This is a genomic window from Pseudoalteromonas sp. EB27 (assembly GCF_001974875.1).
Classification (GTDB): domain Bacteria; phylum Pseudomonadota; class Gammaproteobacteria; order Enterobacterales; family Alteromonadaceae; genus Pseudoalteromonas.
In genome coordinates this window covers 299,155-322,177 of record NZ_MTQD01000002.1, presented here as the reverse complement: position 1 = coordinate 322,177, position 23,023 = coordinate 299,155, and the positions used below count along the sequence as shown (strand labels likewise).

Genomic DNA, 23,023 nt, shown 5'->3' with positions numbered 1-23,023 from the left:
GCTTTAATGGCAAGCAATAAGCAATATGTGCCTTCATTTAATTAAAAAAAGCCGTAAAACCATGTATTAATAGCACCTCATAAACACTTCGTTACGATTTAGCAGTTAAATTTATTTTTATTCTAGGCTAAGATGGAACTAATGTATTAACTGTACCAAATTAAGGAGCTATTTTGATAGCAAAGGTATTTAAAGGTATTTGGGCTGGAATTAACTTTTCTCGTCGTTTAATACTCAACATTCTGTTTTTATTACTGGTAATTGTTTTCTTAGTGTCACTCTCAAGTGACGACGATAAAATAATAGTTGAAAATGGCTCTGTGCTTAGGCTTAACCTAAATGGCCCTATTGTTGAAGAAAAAACATACATAGACCCGGTCGAAGCTGCAATTAGTGATGCGACTTCTGGTTCTGAAGCGCCAAGCGAAATATTACTCGATGATATTGTTGAAGTAATAAACGAAGCGACTAAAGACGATCGCATTACGGTGATACTGCTTGATTTACAAGAAATGCCTAAAGCGCATTTAAACAAACTTAAGCAAATTACTAATGCTATTGATGCATTTAAACAAGCTGGCAAAAAAGTGATTGCATCGGGTTATTACTATACCCAAGCACAATACTATATTGCATCACATGCTGATGAAATAGCTATGCACCCATACGGTAGCGTAGGTATTGAAGGTTACGGCATGTATCCGCTTTACTTTAAAGATGCACTTGAAAAGCTTGAAGTAACGCAGCATATTTTCCGTGTTGGTACATTTAAGTCAGCAGTAGAACCTTTCATTCGTAACGACATGTCTGAAGCAGCCAAAGAAGCTAACCGTGTTTGGTTAGGCGCTCTTTGGAGCGAATACAAACAAGATGTTGCTGCGGCTCGCCCATTTGATGAGTCAAATTTTGACGAGACAATGGACGTATATCTTGAAAAAATGAAAGCTGCAGATGGCGATGCAGGTAAATATGCACTTGACCACCAGTGGGTTGATTCTTTAAAAACAAATCAACAAGTTCGCAAACAATTAATTGATTTAGTTGGCGCACAAGAAGATGGCAAAACATTTAAGCAAGTTTCATTTCGTGAATACTTAAGCTTGGTTAAACCACCGATTGAATTTGATAACCCTATTACCGAAAAAGTCGCCGTTGTAGTTGCTAAAGGTACGATTGTTGATGGCGAGCGTAAAGCGGGCGAAATTGGTGGCGACTCTACAGCAGCCCTACTTCGTAAAGCACGCCTTGATGACAAAGTTAAAGCGGTTGTACTGCGCATTGATTCAGGTGGCGGAAGTATGTTTGCCTCTGAAGTTATTCGTGCAGAAGTATTAGCGCTTAAAGCTGCTGGTAAGCCTGTTATTGCCTCTATGAGCTCTGTAGCTGCATCAGGTGGTTATTGGATTGCCTCTGCTGCAAACGAAATCTGGGCAGCACCAAGTACAATTACAGGTTCAATTGGTGTATTTGGTACGTTTATGACATTTGAAAAAACCTTATCTAAGATTGGTGTTTATTCAGATGGTGTTGCAACAACCGAAATGGCTGGCTTTTCAATCACCCGACCTCTTAACGAAAAAATGGGTGAAGTAATTCAGATGAGCGTTGAAGAAGCATACGGTCGCTTTTTAAATGTTGTTGCTGATGCACGTAATATGACGCCTGAGCAAGTTGATAATATTGCCCAAGGCCGCGTATGGATTGCATCTCAAGCACTTGAACTAGGTTTAGTAGACAAACTTGGTGATAAACAAGATGCTATAAAAGCAGCTGCTGCACTTGCTAAACTTAATCATTATGAAGTTAAAACCATTAAACAAGATTTAAGCCCGCAAGAAAAAATGATTCAAGACATTTTTGGTAACGCGTCTATTAAATCTATGCTTGGTTTACAAACACAAAAAACATCAGTGCTGGCAACGCAAGCTAACTTGCAAAGCGTTATAAACCAATTAAGTACTGAAGTAGAAAACCTTAAAGATTACAACGATCCACAAGGCGTATATGCTCGCTGTTTAGTGTGTAACGTTGCACAATAAAAGTGCATAGCTTCACCTAATCAGCTGTATTTAAAGTTACTTAACGTTATACTAAGCCCAGTTTTTTTACTGGGCTTTTTTTATGAAACGTAAACGCATTTATATCGCTTATACTGGCGGTACTATAGGGATGAAAAAATCGAGCCGAGGCTATATACCGGCTGAAGGTTTTTTAACAGAAACAGTGGTTAATAACGCAGAATTTAACCGTGATGAAATGCCTTTATTTGATATTCACGAATATTGCCCGCTTATAGATTCTTCAGATATGTCTCCTGAGCATTGGCAACTTATTGCTGATGACATTAAAAACAAATACCAAGATTATGATGGTTTTGTTGTGCTTCATGGCACCGATACCATGGCATATACAGCCTCAGCGCTATCGTTTATGTTTGAAAATTTAACTAAACCTGTGATTGTAACTGGCTCACAAATACCACTTTCTCAATTGCGATCTGACGGGCAAGTCAACTTACTCAATGCCATGTATTTAGCAGCCAACTACCCTATTGCTGAAGTAAGTCTATTTTTTAATAACCAACTGTTTAGGGGTAACAGAGCAACTAAAGCCCATGCTGATGGTTTTAATGCATTTGCCTCCCCTAATCTTGATCCTTTAGCGTTATCGGGTATTAATATTCAATTGATTAAAGGCCAACTTAGTCCTTATGTTGAAAATGAGCTTCAAGTTACCCCCATCACACCTCAAGCCATTGGTGTGCTTTATTTATACCCTGGTATTAGTCAAGAAGTGGTTAAAAGCTTAGTCAATGGCAATATTAAAGCCTTGGTGTTACTTAGTTTTGGTGTAGGTAATGCACCGCAAGATCCTAACTTTTTATCAATACTTGAAGAAGCAAGTAAACGTGGCGTCGTTATTATTAATTTAACGCAGTGCTTAAAAGGCCATGTAAATATGGGCGGCTATGCAACGGGTAATGCACTGTTAAATATTGGTGTTATTAGTGGATACGATATGACCCTTGAAGCATGCTTAACTAAATTACATTATTTATTTAGCCAAAAATTAGAAGTCGAAACTATTCGTCATTTAATGCAAGACAATTTACGCGGTGAATTAAGCCGTTAAATTTCGCAGGACTAAAATACAAAAGGCACGCTAAATAGCGTGCCTTTATCGCTTTAAACAACTGTTTATTATCTAACTTTAGCGTCTATATCTACTAAATCAGTTAAATGACACATTTCACCGCTATGGGTTTTAACGCCGTGCTCACCAAAGTAATCACGCTGGGCTTGAACTAAATGCCCATTACTCGGTGTAGTTAATGTTGCTAAATACGTTTGTGTAGCACCCAATACAGGGAATGCTAAACCAGTCATTATTGCTTGGCCGGTAATTTTACGCAAAGAGTTAGACTCTTTCTCAAGGGTATCAATAAATTCAACACCTTGTGCAACGCTATCAAGGTAGTCAGCACGAATAATACAACCAGCACGCCACGTTTGAAGCGTTTTAGATAAATCAACTTTCCACTGATGAGTACGTGATGCACCTTTAATTAACGCTAAACCTTGGCGATACGCTAGTAAGCTTGCAAGTAAGAACGCTTCTTTTAGCTCTTCTAAATCAATTTCAACATTGTTAGTTGATTTAGATGCGTACGTCATCTCTTGTGCAGCCGTTGTATTACATGCATTAGTTAAATGACGAGCTTGTACAGCAGCAACAAGTGAAGGAACTGCAATACCAAGCTCTAGTGCATTTTGCGCAGTCCAAAGACCAGTACCTTTAGCGCCAACTTTATTATCAATTAAGTCCGCAAGCGGTACATTATTATGATTTTCAAGTGACAATATGTGGCTAGAAATAGACAGTAAGTAGCTATTTAATTGACCTTCTGACCAGTCATTAAATATCTCAGCCACTTCTTTTGGAGAACGATTAGTACCTAAACGAAGTAATTGGTACACTTCTGCAATAAGTTGCATAAGTGCGTATTCAATACCGTTATGAACCATTTTTACAAAATGACCACTTGCTGATTGACCAACACGTGCAAAACACGAGTCGCCATTATAGCTAGCAGCTACTTTTTCAAACCATGGCTCAATACGTTCCCAACCACCTTCAGAACCACTTGCCATCATTGCAGGACCATGGCGAGCGCCTTCTGCACCGCCAGAAATTCCCATAGTGGCAAATTCAAATTTATTTTGGTATTTAAGCTTACGCGTTATACCGTCTTTATAATTACTATTACCGCAATCGACAATCATATCGTCACAGTTAACGCCGGCCTCTACAAGTTCATTACAAACTGTATCAACTAACTCACCGGCAGGAACAAGTAATAAAATAGAACGAGGTGCCTCTAAACGCCTTACCATGTCTCTTAAATCAGAGACAATGTGAAGCCTATCAGCCATGCCTTGAGATTTAGCACAACTTAGTAACTCTTCACCCGCATGTGGGTTTTTGTCATAAGCGACTAGCGTTATCCCTTTTTCAATCAAGTTTAGGGCAAGATTTTTTCCCATAACGCCTAACCCTACTAATGCAACTTGCATCTAGTGTCCTCCTCGGTAACAACTATTTGGTTAGAAAATTCAGTGTATAAATTAAATAATACCGCGTGCATTATACTCATACAGTCATAAAATACTAATCATGAGCTAATACAACATGCTTTTTTATTACAGATAAATAAGCTACGTAATTATATCAAACATCAATGGTCTCGGGGTGACTAAAAGCAAAGCTAATTGAAATTAAGATCATTGACGCATTCTGACACCGGTGTCATAATGATGACACAATAGTTTTGTATAAAATAGTGGCAAACCTTTGAAGTTTGCACATAACTAAAATATTTTATTCTAATATAGATATTTTAAGTCAACAAAATAACGTCAACATGCTTTCACCAAGCAAACAGGAGAAATTGATGCTAAGACGCACGAAAATAGTCGCTACCCTTGGACCTGCTACCGATAGAGATAACAACTTAGAAAAAATTATTATCGCTGGGGCTAATGTAGTACGTTTAAACTTCTCACATGGTGTTGCCCAAGATCATAAAGACCGTGCACAAGCTGTACGCGATATTGCAAAAAGATTAGGCAAGCATATTGCTATCCTTGCTGACCTTCAAGGTCCTAAAATCCGCGTTTCTACTTTTAAAGAAGGTAAAGTAACGCTTGCTGTGGGTGCAAAATTTACCCTTGATGCAAAAATGGAAAAAGGCGAAGGCGACATAAACTCTGTAGGTATTGATTACAAAGAATTACCTAATGATGTAAGCCCTAACGATTTACTACTTCTAAACGATGGCCTTATTCAATTAACTGTTGATGAAGTAGCTGGGCATTTAGTGCATTGTACAGTCACTGTTGGCGGTGTTTTATCTAACAATAAAGGTATTAACCGTTTAGGTGGTGGTTTAACTGCTCCAGCATTTACTGAAAAAGACAAAGAAGATTTAATAACTGCCGCTGAAATTGACGTAGATTACATTGCCGTATCATTCCCACGTAGTGGCGACGATATGCGCTACGTGCGCTCGCTTGCTGAAGCTGCTGGTTCAAAAGCACAGTTACTTGCTAAAATTGAACGTGCTGAAGCCGTTGAAACGCAAGAAGCTGTTGATGACATCATTTTAGCGTCTGACGCTGTAATGGTTGCTCGTGGTGATTTAGGTGTTGAAATTGGTGATGCTGCTCTTATGGGCAAACAAAAACTAATTATTCGTCGTGCTCGTTCATTAAACCGTACTGTAGTAACAGCAACGCAAATGATGGAATCGATGATCGATAACCCTATGCCTACACGTGCAGAAGTAATGGATGTTGCAAATGCTGTTCTTGATGGAACAGATGCAGTTATGCTTTCAGCTGAAACAGCTGCCGGTGATTATCCTGAAGAAACAGTTGCAACTATGGCACGTGTTTGTTTAGGTGCTGAATCGCAAAAAGAAACGCACGTTTCTAAGCACCGTTTAGATAGTCGCTTTTCTAACAATGCTGAATCAATTGCGCTTTCTGCTATGTATGCAGCTAATCACTTAGATTCTGTTAAAGCAATTATCACACTTACTGAATCTGGTAGTACGGCTAAATTAATGTCGCGTATCAGCTCAGGCTTACCAATCTACTCGCTTTCACGTCATGCGAGTACATTAGGTCAAACTGCACTTTATCGTGGTGTTTACCCAGTATTTTTTGATTCTACAAAAACTGAAAAAGACGGTATGGTAAAAGCAGCGCTTGATACTTTAGTTTCTCAAGGGTCTTTACAGTCTGGCGATACAGTAATTATTACTCACGGTGACTCAATGGAAACTGTGGGTGCAACTAACACAATGAAAATTGTAACCGTTGCATAATTAATAACTGAATAAAAAAATGCGAGCTAAGCTCGCATTTTTTGTGTCTGTAATAAAAGCGTTGGTTTTGGTTTTAACTTGCTAACGCTGCTTTAACCTTATCTCGATAGCTACGGCTCACTTTTAATTCTTGTCCGTTTTCAAGTACTAATAAATACTCGCCACTTACCTGCGTAACCAACTTACTAATTTGCTTTGTATTTACTATTGCACTTCGGTGTACGCGTACAAACAACTGAGGGTCCAACTCTTGCTCTAGCTCTTTCATTGTTTTGCGTAAAATATGCGTTTGTCCATCTTCACAGTGTAAACACATGTAGTCACCTGCAGCATCAACCCATTGGATAGTCGCTACTGGCACACGAATAATTTCGCCCTGCTCTTTCACTGCAAGTGATTCTGGGTAACGCCTGTCTGTTAGCGTGTCGCCAGTGGCTAATTTTTTAAGTATTTCTTCGCAATTGTTACCAGTAATACCGGCTACAAAACTCGCTAGTTTTTTCTTATGGGCGTTGTCTTGCTGCGTTTTTAAGTAGGTATGCACTTTTTCTACCGCCTGTTTTAGTCTGTTATCATCAACGGGTTTTAAAATGTAATCGAGAGCATGAATTTCAAACGCTTTTACGGCAAACTGATCAAAGGCAGTTACAAACACAATCGCAGGTAAGGCTTTTGTACTTTCGCTGAGCGCTCTTGCTACTTCAAAACCATTCATGCCTGGCATTTGAATATCTAAAAAAACTAAGTCGATTTTCTCACTTTGGCACATTTCAATTGCATCAGCGCCTGAACTACACAATTTAATTACTTCAATATCAGAGTATTCTTCAAGCCTTACCGCTAAACCCTTTCTTGCTAACGGTTCATCATCAACAATGAGTGTTTTTATTTTAGTCATTTTTCACAGCCTTCTCAAAAGGTACTCGCAGATTAACTTTTAATCCACTTGGCGTATTATGTGATAATACAAACGAATAATTATTTTCATACAACGTTTTTAATCTATCTTTAGTATTAGCGACACCTACACCTTGAGCGTTAACTAATTGACCATCAAGTATGTCAGTACCTGGGCCGTTGTCGCCCACTTCTAGTAATAATTCATTCGCAAATACTTGTGCTTTTATATCAATTACCCCACCTTCTGTTAGATGAGCAATCGCATATTTAATCGCGTTTTCTATAATAGGTTGCAAAATTAAGCTCGGTACTAAAGCCTCTTTAGCTTGCTCACTTATATCTACATTTACCTTTAATCGCTCATCAAAACGAACACGCTCTATTTCTAAATAAAGCATGAGCGCATGTAGCTCTTGCTCTAGTGGTACTTTTTTAATTGGATCGGTATTTAATGTATAACGTAAAAAGTCACTTAACCTTGCTACCATTAAGTTAGCATCTTTGTTTTCTTTAACCAAAATTAAAGTAGAAATAGCGTTGAGTGTATTGAATAAAAAATGGGGATTGAGCTGATACCTAAGCATTTTTAATTGCGCTTCGTGTGCCATAGTTGTGGCTTTGAGCGCTTTTTGTCGCTCGCTTTGTAATAGTTGGTAATATTTAACGCCAAAGTACAGACCACTCCAACATAAAATAATATAAACAGAATCTAAACCTTGCTGCAGGTAATAAAACCACTCTTCGGGTCTATAACCATGGCGGTATATTTCCCACAAATTAAACTTTTGAACGACAGCCCATAAAGTACCCGTTACATAAGAGGCACCAAATACTACAATCATTAATACCCAAGGCGAGGCATTCCAAATTTTACGGTAAATATACCTAAGCGGTACTGTCATTAAGCAACCAGCGTAAGCATTTAATAAAATAACAAATACGTATATATCACGCATTTCAAATACTTTAGAGCCAATATAATTTACTAACGCATAACCAATCCAGCCTGCAATTTGCAAAAGCCAAAAAAAACGTTGTCTGTTATCGACTAAAGATTGCCAGTTCAAAATAGATGTTTACTCCGTATAGTTAAAGACTAATTCCATAGAATAGGCGCTTGTTATTCATTATTATTTTTACCTATGTAGGGCTAATTTTCATAAAATTAGATAATCTTATTATATAGATTTATGAGTTTGCATAGCACTACAGCCTACCTTGCTTTTTAAGAGTCTTACCGCAAACCAATAGTCGAGACACTAAAAAAGCGAAAGGTTATTCACCTTTCGCTTTTTAAATATAAATAGCTTTGTGTAAATTAAGCTAGTTTGTCTGATGCTACTTTGTATGTTGGATCTTCAATCACATTCACTTCAACCAAATCGCGTGCTTTATGCAGCAACTGCGTACAGTCTTTACTTAAGTGACGTAAGTGAAGTTGCTTACCTGCTTTTGTGTACTTATCAGCAAGTGTGTCAATTGCTTCAATTGCACTGTGATCTGATACGCGGCTATGCTTAAATTCAACAATTACATTTTTAGGGTCATTTTTAACATCAAATAACTCTGCAAAGTTTTTAACTGAACCAAAGAAAAGTGGGCCATGTAACTCATATACTTTAGCGCCTTCTTCATCTATATAGTTAGTTGTGTATATGTGCTTAGCATGCTGCCAAGCAAATACTAATGCAGATACAATAACACCTACACATACTGCAATAGCTAAATCGGTAATAACCGTCACACCCGATACAAGTACTATTACGAACGCATCTGATAGAGGCACACGCTTCATCATTTTAAAGCTAGCCCATTCAAACGTACCTAGTACAACCATAAACATAACACCAACAAGTGCAGCTAGTGGGATCATCTCAATTAAACTTGAAGCGAATATGATGAATGCAAGCAACATCAATGCGGCACTAATACCCGATAAGCGAGAACGGCCACCTGAGTTAATATTGATCATTGATTGACCTATCATTGCACAGCCACCCATTGCACCAAACATACCACAAGTAATATTTGCAGCGCCTTGCCCTATACACTCTTTATTACTATGACCACGGGTTTCTGTAATCTCGTCAATTAAGCTAAGCGTTAATAAAGATTCAATTAAACCAATAGCCGCTAAAATAAGCGCATAAGGAAAAATAATTTGTAGCGTTTCGAAAGTAAACGGTACCATAGGAATATGAAACTCAGGTAAACCGCCAGCAATTGTTGCAGCTTCGTCGCCTGTCATTCCTTTTAAGAAATCAACTACAGTATGCGCTTCTAAATCCAAACCAATAACTAAAGCGGTGACTGTAATAATAGCGACTAATGTAGAGGGCACAGCCGTGGTTAGTTTTGGTAAAAACTGAATAATAGCCATAGTTAAAGCCACTAAACCAAGCATAATGTATAGCGGATTACCCGTCATCCATTCTTGTCCGCCCATACCATCAGGCACTTTAAATTGTCCTAATTGGGCTAAAAATATAACAATAGCTAAGCCGTTTACAAAACCAAGCATTACCGGATGAGGAACCATGCGGATAAACTTACCGAGTTTAAATACACCCGCGAGTATCTGCAGTATGCCCATGAGCAATACGGTCGCAAATAAATACTCAACACCATGATCAAGCACTAAACTTACCATAACAACAGCTAGTGCACCGGTTGCACCTGAAATCATACCAGGGCGGCCACCAAATATAGCCGTAATTAAACCAACGATAAACGCGGCATATAGACCAACTAAAGGTTCTACATTTGCAACAAAGGCAAACGCAACAGCTTCTGGTACTAGGGCAAGCGCCACAGTTAATCCAGATAGAATATCGTTTTTAGCAGAGCTAGGCGCCCTACTGAGTAAGTTAAACATTGAGTTCCTCAAATGGTGTTATGGGTATAAAAAAAGCGCTAAATTCTAACAAATTAGCGCTCAGTTAACAATTGTCATTATGTGGTTAAGCTAAACTAAAAGAGGTTTAGCTTTCAAAGAAGTGCTTTTATAAAGGAAGAGATGTACTACGTTTTACACATGTCATTGTTACATTAGAATGTACTTCTTGTACGTATTCTAAGCTTAGTAAATTATCGCGTACAAAGTGCTCATAACCTTCTATGCCTTGTGAAATTATGCGTAGCATAAAGTCCATTGTTCCGGCCATGGTGTAACACTCTGTTACTTGATCATAACTCATTATAAGTTTTTCAAATTCAGCAAGATTCTTTTTACCGTGGTTTGATAAACGTACATGTGCATATACAAGCATATCAAAGCCAAGTTTTTTCTCATCTAAGAGAGCCACTTTGCTTTTTATATAACCATCTTGCTCTAGCTTGGCAATTCGACGCCAGCATGGAGATTGAGACAAGCCTACTTTATCAGCAATTTCTGCGGTTGATAAACTAGCATCTTGTTGTAAAAGTGCCAATATTTGGCGATCTACGTGATTTAGAGACATTTTATTTCTTATTTATCAAATAAACTGGTTAAATTATACAACCATTTTAAAACTCAGTCTGCTTATTTTTAATTTTTATGCAGTTTGCCAAACTTAAAATAGGTAACTTAACCAAACTTACCACTCACAAAAGGATTTGTTTGTTTTTCAAATCCAACCGTAGTGTCGCTCCCATGCCCTGCCAATATTTTAGTATTATCAGGTAAGGTTAGAATATGCGTCTTAATCGACTCTATAAGTTGTTCGCTGTTCCCCTTAGGGAAATCAGTTCGCCCTACTGAGCCTTTAAAAATAACATCACCTACAATAACGCATTCATAGTCTTGTTGATAAAACACAATATGACCAGGTGTATGCCCCGGGCAATGCTTCACTAAAAAGCTAAGTTTACCTACGCTCACGGTGTCGTTATGGTTTAGCCAAATATCCGGATAAAAAGGCTCAATGGGTTTAAACCCGAACATTTGTGCTTGCATAGGTAAGTTTTCAAACCAGAAGTACTCATCTTTTTGTGGGCCAATAATTTGTACGTTAAATTGATTACGTAAAATATCAGCCCCACCCACATGGTCTAAATGCCCGTGCGTTAACCAAATAGCACTTAACTCTAGTTTATGCTCATTAAGGGCTGCTACTATTTTATCAGGGTCACCACCTGGATCCACAACTACCGCTTGTTTAGTTTCGCTGCACGCAATGATACGGCTATTCTGTGCAAATGCAGTGACGGGTATAGTTATTATTTGCATATTAGATTTCTTTACTTTTTTGATCCGGGATAACAACTTCTTCTTCGAATGACATCAGTATTGGGTACTTTAAATACGCTTGATCATAAAATGGACTTTGCTCATATAACCAGTTTAATCTCGCATCAGCGTCGCTTGCGAACGATTTATCTTTAAGCTTTTCATCAAACTTAAGCGCTAGCTTTGGATTGTCTTTTAGCATTTGGCGTGCAAACGGAATTAGTGCATAGTTTTCCATGTACTCAGTACGCTGAAAAATAGTATTAAATTCCCCCCATGCAAAAAACGAATCCGGTGCTTCAGGATGCAATAAATGCACAGCAAGCTCACCTGCTTTTTGTTGAGTATTGACTTGATACCAACCATCTAAATCTACATTTATAGCGGGGACATAATCGAAACTTGCTGACACTCTAAAACGGCCTTCAAATGGTGCTTTATCAAACGTGTAGTCTGCCACCTTTGCTACTTTTAAAGGCTGTGTGTTTGCCCCTTCAAGTTTATTAATAGAGACACCGTGTAACTTTAGTTTCTTAATAATATTGCGATATACAGGCGGAATAAAAAAAGCTTTAGGTACTTCAACTGTATGTTGTACATCTTTTTGCCAATAAATAGGTAAGTCGATATATGTATGTGCTTTACCCAAATACTTCACTTCATTTTGGCCTGAGAGCGCATTCATGCTTGATGAATATTCAATACCTTTAAACTGCGCAATCGTATCAGCTTGCTTGGCATAGCCACGCTTTACTATTAACTGTTTAGGAACAAATTCTTGCTCTTTTTTTACTGCATTAGCTAACTCATGACTATGCTTTGATAGCGCAGTAATAGCACCATCTAAAAATACGTAAGTTCCTAATACACGTTGCTTGTAAGGTTTTAATGAATGATTTTCAACTAAAATAGTCGGTAATGACTTTAAATCCCCCCAACCATTTGAAAAGCGCGGTGTAGCAACCCACCCCGCTAATCCTTTTTTAAAGTCACGCTTATCCATAACAAAAATAAGTGGCCCTGGCATGTGCCCTTGCTTAGCGAGCGTATCGTCAATCAGAGGTTTAAAAAACTGGTTTAGTGCATCTGATACCGCAGGCGACTCGCTTGAAAAAACCGGGTTGTAGCCATAAGTCACATCGTATTGATAATCTGCGCCATCGGTTACGTGTACATCAATATATAAATTTGGGTTGTAGTCGTTAATAACCTTTAAAACACTTCTAACTTCTGGGGTATCTAATTTGGTAAAATCACGATTTAAATTAAGGTTATTAGCATTTGTTCTAAAGCCCATTTTTGCAGGGCCCCGTTGATTGATGCGATTGAATGCACTGCTACGTTCGTGTCCATCTACATTTAAAATAGGAATAAATAATATGTTTACCTTTTTTAAAATGTCACGGCGCTTACCCGTTGCTATATCTCTAAGCAGCATAAACATGGCATCTTTACCGTCTATTTCACCAGAGTGTATTCCTGCCTGAATAAAAATAGTTGGCTTAGTGCTATTAGCCATTTGCCTTGCTTCAAAAAAGCCTTGCTCACTGGCAATCAGCATTTTAATTGCACGTTTGCTATTACTATAGCCGATGGTTTGAGATTGAAACTGAGTAGGGTTTGCAGCAACTAACCTATCTACAAATGCCATTGTATTTGCATAATCGGGTGACGCTTCACCTGCTGACAACTCAAAATCAGTAGTTAACGGCCCTTGTTTTTGTAAAAGCTCTACGCTTTTCCCCTGCCACTCAATTAATGGAGGTAAGTGTGCGTCATACGCAACACTTGCAGATAAAACTAGTAAACTTGCAAACATAAAATTCTCTAACAAACGCCTCAATTATATAAATTATATCAACTAATTTTTTTATAATGAGGAAACTGCGGTGATTCAACAAAAAAATGCAGCCAATTACATATCCCCTATTTACGGCTGTATTTAGGGGCTTAATAAACTTATTAAGTCTAGGGCGTGTTGTTCTTTGTCGATTGAAATTTGTTCAATCTAGGGGAGGTTTAATCGCGGTGCGAGGTTTGTACCTGTGGGCTCGATAACTGCTCCTGCTTTATTCTATTGGGTTACATCCATTTAAGCATAAGTAAAAACCGAGCAACAAAGGATTCATCGTCTCAAGATCGAGCTCAAAGGGCAGCATATATTTGGTATTCGCTTTGCTTAAAAGCCAAGCATACTACTGCAAATTCAACCACTAAGGTTCAACACGCCTTGGCAGTTCAGTACATTACTATTTATAAACTTAATTCCAAAAAAAATGTATGTTACTAAATAACAGGCACAAAAAAAGGAGCCATAGGCTCCTTTTTAATACTTATATAAAAAAGCTTAAGCGGCTAGGCCTTCTTTTGCTTTTTCTACAAGCGCTGCGAATGCAACTTGGTCGTAAACAGCGATATCTGCAAGGATCTTACGATCGATTTCTACAGATGTCTTTTTAAGACCATTGATAAAACGGCTGTAAGACAGACCATTTTGACGTGAAGCAGCATTGATACGTGCAATCCATAATTGACGGAAAGTACGTTTCTTCGCACGACGGTCACGGTAAGCGTATTGACCCGCTTTAGTAACAGCCTGGAAAGCTACGCGGTAAACACGTGAACGTGCTCCGTAGTAACCTTTTGCTTGTTTTAAAACTTTTTTGTGACGTGCACGTGCGACAACGCCGCGTTTAACTCTTGCCATTTCTAAAAACCCCTATTAAGCGAACGGTAACATACGTGAAACTAGACCATGGTCATTTTTATGAACCATCATCTTAGGACGTAGGTGTAACTTACGCTTAGAAGTTTTCTTAGTCAGAATATGACGAAGATGCGCTTGTTTACGCTTGAAACCGCCAGAAGCAGTCTTTTTGAAACGCTTAGCAGCGCCACTGTGACTTTTTAGCTTATAAGCCATTGCAATAACTCCAAATTGTATTGCTTTTAAATTAGTAAGCAGGCGTGAGATATATTTCTATAGCTCCACTTTTAGGCCTAACTTACTGCCATGTTCCGGTGAAGACCCAACATAAATGCCGCAATCTTACTTTAATACCGGTTAACTCAGGTGAATATTCGCATATTACTTGCAGACCTGAGCTAATTTCGGTGCGTATTATCGCTTAAAAATTATTTTTTAGCAACAGGCGCCATCATCATAACCATTTGGCGACCTTCAACACGATTTGGGAAAGACTCAACTACTGCAAGTTCTTCTAAATCGGCTTTGATACGGTTTAATAATTCTATACCAATTTCTTGGTGAGCCATTTCACGGCCACGGAAGCGGATCGTAATCTTAGCTTTATCGCCAGCTTCTAAGAACTTACGTAAGTTGCGAAGCTTAACCTGATAGTCACCTTCATCCGTACCAGGACGGAATTTGATTTCTTTAATCTGGATTTGCTTTTGCTTCTTTTTCTGCTCTTTTAGTTCTTTGCTTTTTTCAAAGATGAACTTACCGTAGTCCATGATTCTACAAACAGGCGGCTCAGCGTTTGGACTGATCTCAACAAGATCAACACCCGCTGCATCGGCCATAGTTTGCGCGTCTTGTAATGACTGAATTCCAGCTTGTTCGCCTTCAATGTCAATTAAACGAACTTCTTGCGCTGTAATTTCTTCGTTAATACGATTTTTTTGAGCTGTTTGTTGCCCTTTCTTGCCGCCTCTAATAGTACGTTCCTCCAAGAATATCAATAATATAAGCGTGTAATTGGCTGTTTGTTAATGCCTTACACGCTCGATTTTTACTGTCGATTTTTAATTTCTTCGCTAATTTTAGCTACAAAATCATCAACATTAAATTTGCCTAGGTCTTCACCTGTCCGAGTACGCACTGCTACTTCTTGTTGTTCAACTTCTTTATCGCCAACAACAAGTAAGTATGGAATACGCTTCAGTGTATGCTCACGGATTTTAAAGCCAATCTTCTCATTTCTCAAGTCAGCAGCGGCTCTAATTCCAAGTTTATTTAATTTTTGTACAACTTCTTTAACATAAGGAGCCTGTTTATCAGTAATATTCATAATTACCACTTGCTTTGGCGCAAGCCACGTTGGGAATAAACCAGCGTACTCTTCAGTTAAAATGCCAATAAAGCGTTCGATAGAACCTAAAATAGCACGATGTATCATTACAGGTGTACGACGTTCGTTATTTTCTGCTACATAAGTAGCGCCTAAACGACCCGGTAATGCAAAGTCTAATTGCACTGTACCACACTGCCACGCTCTGTCTAAACAATCGTATAAAGTAAATTCAATCTTCGGGCCATAAAACGCGCCTTCACCCGGAAGATAATCAAATTCAATATCGTTTAGCTTAAGTGCTTCGGCTAAAGCAACCTCTGCTTTATCCCACATATGGTCTTCACCAATGCGTTGTTCTGGGCGAGTAGATAGCTTAACTACAATCTTCTCAAATCCGAATGTCTCATATGTATCATAAACCATCTTAATACATGCTGAAACTTCGTCCATTATCTGCTCTTCAGTACAGAAAATGTGAGCATCATCTTGTGTAAAGCCACGTACACGCATTAAACCGTGTAGTGCACCTGATGGTTCATTACGATGACAACAACCAAATTCAGCCATACGAAGTGGTAAATCACGGTACGATTTTAAACCTTGGTTAAAGATTTGCACATGGCCTGGGCAGTTCATTGGTTTAATTGCGTATTCACGCTTTTCAGACTCAGTGGTAAACATTGCTTCTGAATACTTTTCCCAGTGACCTGATTTTTCCCAAAGTGAACGGTCCATCATCATTGGACCTTTTACTTCTTCGTACTCATATTCACGTAATTTTTCACGTACAAACTCTTCAAGCTCGCGGTAAATGCTCCAACCATCGTTGTGCCAAAATACCATGCCTGGCGCTTCTTCTTGCCAGTGCCATAAATCAAGCGCTTTACCAATACGACGGTGATCGCGTTTTTCAGCTTCTTCAAGGCGTTTTAAATACGCTTTAAGTTGCTTTTTATCGCCCCACGCTGTGCCGTAAATGCGTTGTAGCATTTTGTTTTCTGAATCACCGCGCCAATATGCACCCGCCACTTTCATTATTTTGAAGTTTTGGCAAAATTTCATGTTAGGCACGTGAGGTCCACGACACATGTCTACATATTCTTCGTGATGATATAACCCTGGGCGGTCATCTTTAGCGATGTTTTCGTCCAAAATTTCTATTTTGTATGTTTCGCCACGCGCTTCAAATGTATCGCGTGCTTCTTGCCAGCTTACTGTTTTTTTCACTACGTCGTAGTTTGTTTTTGCAAGTTGCAACATACGCTTTTCAATTGCTTCAAGATCATCTTGTGATAATGAATGTTCCATATCGATATCGTAGTAAAAACCATTGTCAATAGTAGGACCAATTGCCATTTTTGCGTCTGGGAAAAGTTGCTTAACTGCATGACCAATTAAGTGAGCACAAGAGTGACGAATGATTTCAAGGCCGTCATCGTCTTTTGCGGTGATGATCTCAAGGCGAGAGTCTTCACTAATTAAATCACATGCATCAACACGGTCGCCATTAACACGACCTGCAATGGTCGCTTTAGCTAAACCTGGACCAATATCGTTTGCAACATCAAGCGTACTTACAGGGTTTTCAAAACTACGTTGACTTCCGTCTGGAAGAGTAATAACTGGCATTATAAATCCTTACTACAGTGGTGACACCTACAATGTATCACGTGTATTTTTATTAAATTAAATGAGAATGGCTCGACAACGCTTTTACGAATAAGCATTGACTAATTAATGTAGATGACGAGTCTGTTCAACTACAAGGATATATTGTCGCGTGCTGTGCATTTAATTACAAGTTTAAAGGGGTGAAATCCTCCCGTTTTGAGCACTAAATGCAGCTTTTAGTGCAAAAAAAATCATTTAGTTAAAATATAAAAGCATCCACGCGCTAATTACGCACCTACAACTATACCTACACTCGCATTTTAATGTGCGTTGCGTATAATACTGCGTAATTAAGTTATTTTAGAGAATAGACATGAGAACATGTGGTGTAGAAATTACCGGTAGTGATGTACTACTTTGTATTTTAAGTAAAGATAATGACGTATTTGATATTCGCGATGTGCGCCAAACACGCTTTACCTTAGGTAACGGTAACGACACTGAAGTAATGCGTAAATTTCAATTCGATTTTGCAAAACTAATGCAAGATTACCAAATTGATTCTGTTGCAATCCGTGAGCGTCAGCCTAAAGGTAAATTTGCTGGCAGCGCGAAGGGATTCAAAATGGAAACTGCGATTCAATTAATCGACAATTTAGATGTACGTTTGTTTACCACAACTGAAATTAAAGAACAGGTAAAGCGTAATCCTATCCCTATTGATTTTGAAGAAACAGGCCTTAAAAAGTACCAAGAAAATGCATTTGTAAACGCTTACGTTTACATCATGAAAAAAACATACCGCAGCGACGAAATGTAAACTCATTACTCGTTAAAAAACGCGTACTTACATTGTAAGACGCGTTTTTTTGTGTCTAAAAAGTAGTATTAGCTTTTATTAATCTAATAATACATTAGTCTAACTGCACTTCTCTTTGTCGACAATATGTGTTTATTTTAACTTTGTAGTTTACATAACTCACACACATTTTCATGGAGAGAGCAATGCACACACACACTATTGCGGTAAAAGAAGTAGAACAAATAAATCACTTACCGTTATCGCAAAGCTATTTTAAAGGTATACAAAGCACACCTTTAACAAATTCAACCATTGGCGAGTACTTTGACTTTATTGTCGACAAAAACCCAGAGGCGTTAGCTGTTGTAGTTCATCATCAGGGTATTCGTTTAACGTATAAGGAATTTCAAAAAGAAGTTAATCAACTCGCTATGGGGTTGCTGGCACTTGGCGTGAAACCAGGCGAACGTGTTGGTATTTGGTCTCCTAATAATATTGAGTGGTGCTTAACCCAATTCGCAACAGCTAAAATTGGCGCAATAATGGTGTGTATTAACCCTGCATATCGCCCTAACGAATTACAATACGCCTTAAATAGTGTTGAATGCTCCACCTTAATTACAGCATCAAACTTCAAAGGCAGTGATTATATAGAAATGCTTAATTGTTTAGCGCCAGAACTTGCAACTTGCGATAAAGACACACTTAATTTAAAAGCACTGCCCACTCTTAAAAATATAGTCCGCATTGGCGATGAAGCATCTCCTGGTATGCATTCTTTTAATGATGTTATTAACTTGCCAACAGCAGCACATGAGCGTGAATTAAAAGCAATAGGTGCGCACTTAAATGCTGAGCAAGACATCAATATACAATTTACATCAGGCACGACAGGCAACCCAAAAGGCGCAACGCTCACTCATAAAAATATTTTAAATAATGCGCTATTCGTCGCCGAATCCATGCATTTTACAAGCAATGACAAGTTATGCATTCCGATCCCGCTGTATCATTGCTTTGCTATGGTACTAGGTAGCTTATTATGTGTAAGTAAGGGTGCTGCAGCCATTTACCCAGGTGATTCGTTTGATGCAAAAACAACCCTTGATGTAGTGCAACAAGAAGGCTGCACAGCGCTGCATGGGGTACCAACTATGTTTATTACTGAGCTTGAACTAAGTAATTTTAACGATTATGACTTAAGTACTTTACGCACGGGTGTAATGGCCGGTTCAACGTGCCCTGAGCAAGTAATGCGAAAAGTACAAACACAAATGAACATGCATCAAGTGCTCATTGCTTACGGACAAACTGAGTGCAGCCCCATAAACAACATTACCGAAACAGACTCTTCAATAGAGCGCCAAGTAACGACTGTTGGCCGTGCGCTTGCACATACCGAGGTTAAAATTATTGACGAGTTGGGTAACATTCAACAAATTGGTCAACCTGGCGAAGTGTGTAGTAAAGGTGCAGGTATAATGCGCTGCTATTGGAATGACGAATCTAAAACAAAAGCCACAATAGATGACAGCGGTTGGCTGCACTCTGGTGATTTAGGTGTTATGGATACTGAAGGGTTTGTCACTATAGTCGGGCGTATTAAGGATATGATTATTCGCGGCGGCGAAAACATTTATCCGCGCGAAATAGAAGAAGTGCTTTACACCTACCCAGGCATTCAAGATGCAGCCATATTTGGTATAACAGATGAAAAGTATGGCGAGGAAGTGTGCGCTTGGATCCAACCAAAAGAAGATGCAGTGCTGGATGAGCAAGCAGTTCGTGAGTTTTTGAAAGACAAACTAGCCTACTTTAAAATGCCACGACATATCCGTTTTGTAGAAAACTACCCAATGACAGTAACAGGTAAACTGCAAAAATTTAAAATGCGAGAGCAAATGCAAGAAGAGCTAAGCGATAAGGCTTTCTCTTAATTTCTCTTCTATGGAAAACCTGTATTGCGAATAATAAATCTACCTCAAGCAACTATTAAAAAGCACAGCCGATTGGCTGTGCTTTTTATGTTTTGAATTTATTATAAATCCAACATTCTCTTTTTTAAACGCTCTAAATCAATCGCACTTGAGCGTACTGTTAATTTAATATGGCTGTATTCATATTCTTCTTTAACAACACTCATACTCGATCGAATTTCGCCCACGATACCTTTGGCTATGTACGGTATAACAATCTCTTCTTCAATCATGTCTTCTTGAGCAATATCAACAATATATTTATGCAGTTTACTTATATCATCAGGGTTACGCGTAGAGGTCATCATTGCATCAGGAAACTCATCCATTAGCGATTGCTGCTGCTCAGTACTTAATTGGTCTGATTTATTCAGCACTAATAATTTTTTGCTGCCTTCCACACCAACTTCTGCCAGTACTTTATGTACTACTTCAAGCTGTGAACGAAAAGAAGGGTCTGATGCATCAACCACATACAAAAGTAGCGACGCATCATGTGCTTCAGCGAGTGTTGAGTGAAACGAAGCAACCAAATCGTGTGGTAACTTTTTAATAAAACCAACTGTATCAGATACGAGTATACGAGGCTGTGTAATGGGATATAACGCACGAACTGTAGTATCTAGCGTAGCAAAAAGTTTGTTTTCGCCTTCCACATCACTGCCTGTAATTGCACGCATCATTGATGACTTACCAGCATTGGTATAACCAATTAAAGCTACTGAAAATAGCTCAGAGCGCTGCGTTCGTCTGTCCATCATTACATCTTGAACACTAACAAGCTCACGCTTTAATTCTGCTAATTGATCGCGCACCTTACGGCGATTTAGCTCAAGGGTGGTTTCACCCGCCCCTTTACCCATTTGGCGTTCTTTATCACCTGTTGATGTTTCACGAAGTCGTGGCGCGACATAATTAAGGCGAGCAATTTCAACTTGTAATTTTGCTGTTTTAGTTCGCGCATGGCGGCTAAATATTTCAATGATTATGCCTGTGCGGTCAAATACTTCTACACCTAATTGGTTCTCAACATTACGTAGCTGAGAAGGCGTTAGATCGCAATCAAATACTACAACATCGGCACACGCAAAATCTAAATCGTCTGATGGGATTTCTGACGGCATGTCAGATAATGGATCGTCATCAAGAACATTTTCATCTTCTTGCTCATCTGCAGCAGACCCTTTATTACCGGTAAGGTGCGCTATTTCTGCTAGTTTGCCTGAGCCAAGTACATTAACCTTTTGGGTAGAACTTTGCTTTTGCGATTGAGTACCTACTACTTTAAACCCTAAAGTAGTCACCAAGCGCGCAAGTTCTGCAAGCGACTCTGTAGCTTCGTCTCCTTTAAACTGTGGTGTGCTAATAGAAATAAGTAAGGCGTTTGGAAGTGATGCTTTTGCAGTTGTTTGCATAAATTTTTGTGTTAATGCACTAAGGTGCAAACCTATTTTTCATTCGAAAGTAAGTTGATCCTACGCTGTTATAGCTCAGCTTTATAGAGTTATAATTAACTAATCACTTTTATAACTAAATCTAGCCACAATTAGATATAAATTTATGGCTAAATTTGGCACTCAATCGTATTTTTTATACTACGCCTTGCTCAATCATTGCATCGGCAACGCGCCTAAAGCCTGCAATATTAGCACCCAATAAAAGGTTTCCTGGCTCACCAAATTCTGTAGCGGTATCGTTGGCTGTCACAAATATATTTTTCATAATTTGCTTTAGTTTCTCGTCAACCTCTTCAAAGGTCCAACTTTGCATACTCGCATTTTGTGCCATTTCTAATTGGCTTGTTGCAACGCCGCCAGCATTTGCGGCTTTACCTGGCCCATACGCAATTTTTGCAGCAATAAAGCTATTAATAGCCTCTTTAGTTGAAGGCATGTTTGCGCCTTCACTTACTAATAAACAGCCGCCAGATAATAATGCGTTAGCGTCTGCCTGTGTTAATTCATTTTGTGTGGCGCACGGAAAAGCAGCGTCAGCATTAAAGCGCCAAACAGCATGCCCATCTTTAGGGTAGTCATTTACAGTAATATAAATAGCATCAGGATGAGTTTGTTTGTATACGCTTAAGCAATTACGCGATTGCTCTTTCAAACATTTAATAAGATTTAAATCTATACCCGACTCATGATATACAGTGCCACGAGAGTCGCTGCAACTTACTGGTGTTGCACCCATTTGATAAAGTTTTTCCATAGCATAAATAGCAACATTACCTGCGCCCGAGACTAAGCAGCGCTTACCTTGTAGGCTATCACCGCGCGCTTGCAACATGTAGTCAGCAAAATAAACAGCGCCGTATCCCGTAGCTTCTTTTCGAACAAGCGATCCACCCCACAATAAGCTTTTACCTGTTAAAACGCCTTCATAGCGACCAGTTAAACGTTTATATTGACCAAACAAGTAACCTATTTCTCTCGCCCCTACTCCAATGTCTCCAGCGGGTACGTCGGTTGTAGGGCCAATATGGCGATAGAGCTCGCTCATAAATGATTGACAAAAACGCATTATTTCAGCATCCGATCGCCCTTTTGGATCAAAGTTTGCCCCGCCTTTACCACCGCCGATTGGTAAACCTGTTAAAGCATTTTTAAATATTTGCTCAAACCCTAAAAATTTAATTATGCTGGCATTTACACTTGGATGAAAACGTAAGCCACCTTTATAGGGGCCAAGTACAGAGTTAAACTCAATTCTATAGCCTTTATTTACCTGAATATTGCCTTCGTCATCAACCCAAGGAACTCTAAACATAATTTGGCGTTCGGGCTCAACTAAGCGTTGTATAATGGCATTTTTTTTGTATTTTTCTGAGTTTTCTGAGTTTTCTAAGATAGGTTCGAGTGATTCAAGTACTTCTTCAACAGCTTGATAAAACTCGCATTGTGCAGGACTACTATTTTTTAATTGTGCGATTGTGCTATGGATATAATTCATAATTATTCTTCCGTGTTAATAATAAAAGTATTTATCAGATGTTAAAGTAAACGTGATCAAGTTTATGACTCATGCTTTAAGGTCTTAATTTAATATAATTAACTGTTACCTTAGCATGGAAAGTTAAGATGTTTAACGTGCAGCACT

At 38.7% G+C, this 23,023-nt stretch carries 18 protein-coding genes; 5 read left to right on the top strand and 13 right to left on the bottom strand.

The features are described 5' to 3' along the window. Window positions 1–173 precede the first annotated feature (173 nt). Both sppA and ansA read left to right on the top strand, forming a co-directional pair. Entirely contained in the window at window positions 174–2,039 is a 1,866-nt protein-coding gene (gene sppA / locus BW142_RS03990; RefSeq protein WP_076923965.1) for a signal peptide peptidase SppA, read from the top strand. An 82-nt stretch (window positions 2,040–2,121) separates the two neighbouring features. Then, window positions 2,122–3,132: an asparaginase gene (ansA, locus tag BW142_RS03985; RefSeq protein ID WP_024600271.1), complete on the top strand. Its 1,011-nt coding sequence runs from the start codon at window positions 2,122–2,124 to the stop codon at window positions 3,130–3,132. A gap of 68 nt (window positions 3,133–3,200) precedes the next feature. Here the strand turns inward: ansA and gndA are convergent, their stop codons facing one another. Continuing rightward, window positions 3,201–4,574, bottom strand: coding sequence for an NADP-dependent phosphogluconate dehydrogenase (gndA, locus tag BW142_RS03980; RefSeq protein ID WP_076923964.1), 1,374 nt, complete (start codon window positions 4,572–4,574; stop codon window positions 3,201–3,203). A 377-nt stretch (window positions 4,575–4,951) separates the two neighbouring features. Between gndA and pyk the strand changes: the two genes are divergently transcribed. After that, the gene (pyk, locus tag BW142_RS03975; protein ID WP_076923963.1) at window positions 4,952–6,388 is read left to right on the top strand and encodes a pyruvate kinase; all 1,437 of its coding nucleotides are present in this window, start codon (window positions 4,952–4,954) and stop codon (window positions 6,386–6,388) included. Between the two features lie 73 nt (window positions 6,389–6,461). On the opposite strand, the gene BW142_RS03970 is transcribed toward pyk, so the two are convergent. From BW142_RS03970 to thrS, 10 genes are all read right to left on the bottom strand, one after another. After that, a complete protein-coding gene (locus BW142_RS03970; protein WP_024600272.1) occupies window positions 6,462–7,286 on the bottom strand; it encodes a LytTR family DNA-binding domain-containing protein in 825 nt (274 codons plus the stop codon). Beyond that, on the bottom strand, window positions 7,279–8,355 hold the full coding sequence (locus BW142_RS03965; RefSeq protein WP_007582687.1) for a histidine kinase: 1,077 nt from the start codon (window positions 8,353–8,355) through the stop codon (window positions 7,279–7,281). Before BW142_RS03965 ends, BW142_RS03970 begins: the two co-directional genes overlap by 8 nt. Window positions 8,356–8,606: 251 nt before the next feature. Then, complete coding sequence (locus tag BW142_RS03960; RefSeq protein ID WP_008169027.1) at window positions 8,607–10,163, bottom strand: SulP family inorganic anion transporter; 1,557 nt, start codon at window positions 10,161–10,163, stop codon at window positions 8,607–8,609. Between the two features lie 127 nt (window positions 10,164–10,290). Beyond that, the gene (locus BW142_RS03955; RefSeq protein WP_007375323.1) at window positions 10,291–10,749 is read right to left on the bottom strand and encodes an Lrp/AsnC family transcriptional regulator; all 459 of its coding nucleotides are present in this window, start codon (window positions 10,747–10,749) and stop codon (window positions 10,291–10,293) included. Window positions 10,750–10,856: 107 nt separating this feature from the next. After that, on the bottom strand, window positions 10,857–11,498 hold the full coding sequence (locus BW142_RS03950) for an MBL fold metallo-hydrolase (protein WP_076923962.1): 642 nt from the start codon (window positions 11,496–11,498) through the stop codon (window positions 10,857–10,859). Window position 11,499: 1 nt separating this feature from the next. Beyond that, window positions 11,500–13,317, bottom strand: coding sequence for a M14 family metallopeptidase (locus tag BW142_RS03945; protein WP_076923961.1), 1,818 nt, complete (start codon window positions 13,315–13,317; stop codon window positions 11,500–11,502). 528 nt (window positions 13,318–13,845) lie between these two features. After that, window positions 13,846–14,205, bottom strand: a complete 360-nt coding sequence (gene rplT / locus BW142_RS03940) for a 50S ribosomal protein L20 (RefSeq protein ID WP_002960711.1) — start codon at window positions 14,203–14,205, stop codon at window positions 13,846–13,848. A 15-nt stretch (window positions 14,206–14,220) separates the two neighbouring features. Next, complete coding sequence (rpmI, locus tag BW142_RS03935) at window positions 14,221–14,421, bottom strand: 50S ribosomal protein L35 (RefSeq protein ID WP_002960713.1); 201 nt, start codon at window positions 14,419–14,421, stop codon at window positions 14,221–14,223. A 212-nt stretch (window positions 14,422–14,633) separates the two neighbouring features. Continuing rightward, window positions 14,634–15,194: a translation initiation factor IF-3 gene (infC, locus tag BW142_RS03930; protein ID WP_002960714.1), complete on the bottom strand. Its 561-nt coding sequence runs from the start codon at window positions 15,192–15,194 to the stop codon at window positions 14,634–14,636. 59 nt (window positions 15,195–15,253) lie between these two features. Then, complete coding sequence (gene thrS, locus BW142_RS03925; RefSeq protein WP_076923960.1) at window positions 15,254–17,164, bottom strand: threonine--tRNA ligase; 1,911 nt, start codon at window positions 17,162–17,164, stop codon at window positions 15,254–15,256. A 355-nt stretch (window positions 17,165–17,519) separates the two neighbouring features. On the opposite strand from thrS, the gene BW142_RS03920 reads away from it, so the two are divergent. Then, complete coding sequence (locus BW142_RS03920) at window positions 17,520–17,966, top strand: DUF3010 family protein (protein WP_007582681.1); 447 nt, start codon at window positions 17,520–17,522, stop codon at window positions 17,964–17,966. A gap of 185 nt (window positions 17,967–18,151) precedes the next feature. Beyond that, on the top strand, window positions 18,152–19,885 hold the full coding sequence (locus BW142_RS03915) for an AMP-binding protein (protein WP_076923959.1): 1,734 nt from the start codon (window positions 18,152–18,154) through the stop codon (window positions 19,883–19,885). A gap of 101 nt (window positions 19,886–19,986) precedes the next feature. Here BW142_RS03915 and hflX read toward each other — a convergent pair whose 3' ends face one another. Then, a complete protein-coding gene (gene hflX / locus BW142_RS03910; protein ID WP_076923958.1) occupies window positions 19,987–21,339 on the bottom strand; it encodes a GTPase HflX in 1,353 nt (450 codons plus the stop codon). Window positions 21,340–21,514: 175 nt separating this feature from the next. Then, window positions 21,515–22,876, bottom strand: coding sequence for an NADP-specific glutamate dehydrogenase (gene gdhA, locus BW142_RS03905; protein ID WP_076923957.1), 1,362 nt, complete (start codon window positions 22,874–22,876; stop codon window positions 21,515–21,517). Window positions 22,877–23,023 lie beyond the last annotated feature (147 nt).